This is a genomic window from Sphingobium sp. FW305-3-2-15-F-TSA7, assembly GCF_058787155.1.
On record NZ_JBYSZM010000075.1, the window covers coordinates 1 to 3,735 of the forward strand.

The window sequence follows — 3,735 nt, forward strand, 5'->3', positions numbered from 1 at the left end:
GAAGCTGGACGTGGGCAGCAACGGCACGATCGCGGATGTGGACAGCACGAACTTCGACGGCGGCACGCTGACGGTTGCGATCACGGGCGGTGCGGTTGCGGCACAGGACGAACTGGTGATCGACACGACGGGCAGCGTTATGGTCGTCGGCAATGCGGTGTCGGTGGGCGGCACGCAGATCGCGACCTTTACGGGCGGCACGGGCGGTGCGGCTCTGGTCTTCACCTTCGATCCCGATGCGACCCCGGCCGCGGTGCAGACGCTGGTGCGGGCACTGGGCTATAGCAACTCGGGCGGGATCAGCCCGACCGAGGGTCTGCGCACGCTGACCTGGACTTTGGTCGATGGCGACGGCACCGCGAACAGCGGCGCGGACACGCTGAGCTTCACGACGACGGTCGATGTGCAGGCGATCAACGATGCGCCGGCGGGCACCGACGCGACCTATACGATCAACGAGGACGCGACCTACACGTTCAACACGGCGAGCTTCGGCTATAGCGACGTCAACGGCGATAATTTCACGGGGGTGAAGATCACCACCGCGCCGGTGCCGGGGACCTTGTGGTTCGACAAGGATGGCGCGGGCGGCGATCCGGCGGCGGTGGTGACCGACGGCCAGATCGTCAGCGCGGCGGATATCGCCTTGGGCCGGCTCTATTACACGCCGCTCCAGGACGGCAACGGCGTACCCTTCTCGAGCTTCACCTTCCAGGTGCAGGACGATGGCGGCACCAAGAATGGCGGCCAGGATACCGACCAGAGCGCGAACACGATCACCTTCAACGTCAGCGCGGTCAACGACGCGCCGGTGAACACGGTGGCGGTGGCGCAGAGCATCAACGAGGATGGCAGCTTCACGCTGACGAACCTGAAGGTGTCGGACGTCGATGCGACGACGCTGAAGGTGACACTGTCGGTGGCGCATGGCACGCTGGCGCTCAACAATATCGCGGGCCTCGCCTTCAGCGATGCGCAGGGCGATGGCAGCATGTCGTTCACCGGCACGATCGCGGACATCAACACCGCTTTGGGCCTGGGGCTGGTCTATACCCCCAATACCAATTTCAACGGCAGCGACGCGATCTCGTTCGTGACCAGCGATCTTGGCGCGACGGGATCGGGCGGCACGCAGGTCGACAGCGATTCGATCGCGATCGCGATCGCTGCGATCAACGATGCACCGGTGGTATCGGGCGACGGCACCGAAGCGGCGGCGACGATCAACGAAGACAGCCCGGGCGCCGGCCAGACCGTCAGCACGCTGTTCGCAGGGCAATATTCGGATGCGGCCGACAACCAGGTGCCCAATGGCGGCGCCTCGTCGCCGGGGTCGTTCTCGGGGGTTGCGGTCACCGCCAACGGCTCGTCGGCGGGCACCGGCCAATGGCAATATCATAATGGCGCGATCTGGGTCGATATCGGCAGCGTGTCGGACGCGGCGGCGAAGCTGTTCAACAGCAGCACGCTGTTCCGCTTCAACCCGGCGCTCGACTTCAACGGCGCGGCACCGACACTCACCGTGCACCTGATCGACAACGCGCTGGGCTTCGGCATCGTCGATGCGCAAGTCGTCAATGCCACGGTGACCGGCGGGACCACGGCCTATTCGTCGGGCACGGTGGTGCTGAGCCAGGCGGTCGACGCGGTCAACGATGCACCGGTCAACACGGTGCCGGGCACGCAGAACATCAACGAGGATGGCAACTTCACGCTGTCGACGGGCAATGCCAATGCGATCAGCGTATCGGATGTCGATGCGGGCACGCTGACCGTCACCTTGTCGGTTGCGCATGGCACGATGACCTTGGCGAGCACGGCGGGCCTCAGCTTCATCTCGGGCGACGGCACGGACGACGCGTCGCTGAGCTTTACGGGTACGGCATCGGCGATCAACGCGGCGCTGGGCACGGGCCTCAAATACACCGCGACCGCCAATTACTTCGGCAGTGACACGCTCTCGATCTCGACCGCGGATGGCGGCCAGACCGGCAGCGGCGGCACGAAGACCGACAATGACACGATCACGATCAACATCGCCTCGGTCAACGACGCGCCCTCGGGTGCGGACAAGACGCTGACCGGCAGCGAGGACGATCCGGTGATCTTCACGACCGCCGACTTCGGGTTCACCGATCTGGTGGAGGGCAATGGCTTTGCCGGGCTGGTCGTGTCGACGGCGCCGGGGCAGGGCAAGCTCTATGTCGATGCCGACGGCATCGGTGTCGGCGCTGCGGCGGTGCAGGTGAATGCCGGCGGCTTCGTCAGCGCGGCGGATATCGCAGCCGGTCACTTCTACTTCCAGCCCGATCCAGACGAGTTCGGGACCAACTATGCCAGCTTCACCTTCAAGGTGAAGGATGATGGCGGCACGGCCAATGGCGGGGTGGATACCGACCAGAGCGCGAACACGATCACGCTGAACATCGAGCCCGACAATGTGCCCCCGGTGGTTGACCTCAACGGCACCAAGGCGGGCGGGATCAACTTCACGACAAGCTATACCGAGAATGACCCCGGCATCGCGATCGGATCGAAGATCAGTGTCGTTGAGCCCGATGAGGGCCTGGGCGACCTGATCGAAAGCATGACGGTGACGCTGACCGATGCGGCGACGGGCGACACGCTGGTGTTCGCCGATCCGCTGCCGGGCGGGTTCGGCTCGGTCATCGCCAGTGGCGGCGGCACGATCACGATCACGGTGACCGGCCCTGGCACGGGGGCGCAGTACCAGGCGATACTCGCGAGCATCCGCTATGCGAACAGCACCGAGGAACCGGCAGCGGCCGGTGCGGACCTGACGCGGACGATCACGGTGGTGGTCAATGACGGTCTGGTCGACAGCGCAGTGGCGACGGCGACGATCAATATACTCGACGTCAACGATGCGCCGACGGGCACGAGCAGCACGATCGGTGCGACCGAGGATGTGGCGCGGCTGCTGTCGGTGGGCGACTTCGGCTATGGCGATGTCGACGGCGACGCGTTTATCGCGGTGCGCATCGACAGCGTGACGGGTGGTGCGATCTATTACGACGCCGATGGCGCGGGGGGTGCCGCACCGGTGCTGGCGACACTGCCGGCGACCTACAGCACCGCCGATATCGCGGCGGGCAAGCTGAGCTTCGTGCCGACGCTCAACCTCAACGGACTGGCGGCTGGCAGCATCGTGTTCGCGGTGCAGGATGATGGCGGGACCGCCAATGGCGGGCAGAACACCGACCAGAGCCCGAACACGCTGACGATCGACATCGCGGCGGTCAACGACACGCCGACCAATCTGGTGATCGACGATGTCGAGGTGAACGAGCTTGCTCCGATCGGCACATTGGTGGGCACGGCGTCGGCATTCGACGTGGATGGCGACACGCTGACTTACAGCCTGTCGGGTCCGGGTGCGGGCAACTTCACGATCGACGCCAATGGTGCGCTCAGGACGGCGGCGGTGCTCGATTATGCGAATGCGGCGAGCTACGACCTGGTCATCCGTGCGACCGATCCCGATGGTCTCTATGTCGAGATCCCGGTGACGATCCTGGTCAACGACACGCCGGTGGCCAATATCGACGGGATCGCGGTCAATGAGGATGTGACGACGGGCAACCTCGCCGCGACGCTGCTCGGCAACGACACCGACAATAATGGCGATGTGCTGACGATCACGAGCGTCAACACCAGCGGCACGCTGGGGACGGTGATCTTCGACGCGGGCACCCAGACGCTGAAATATGTCGC

Annotated in this window: 1 protein-coding gene; it reads left to right on the forward strand. The window is 65.0% G+C overall.

What is annotated here, in order from left to right; all coding sequences use genetic code 11:
- On the forward strand, nucleotides 1-3,735 hold a 3,735-nt coding region (locus tag AC3WN8_RS30070; RefSeq protein ID WP_492673210.1), incomplete at both ends, for a beta strand repeat-containing protein.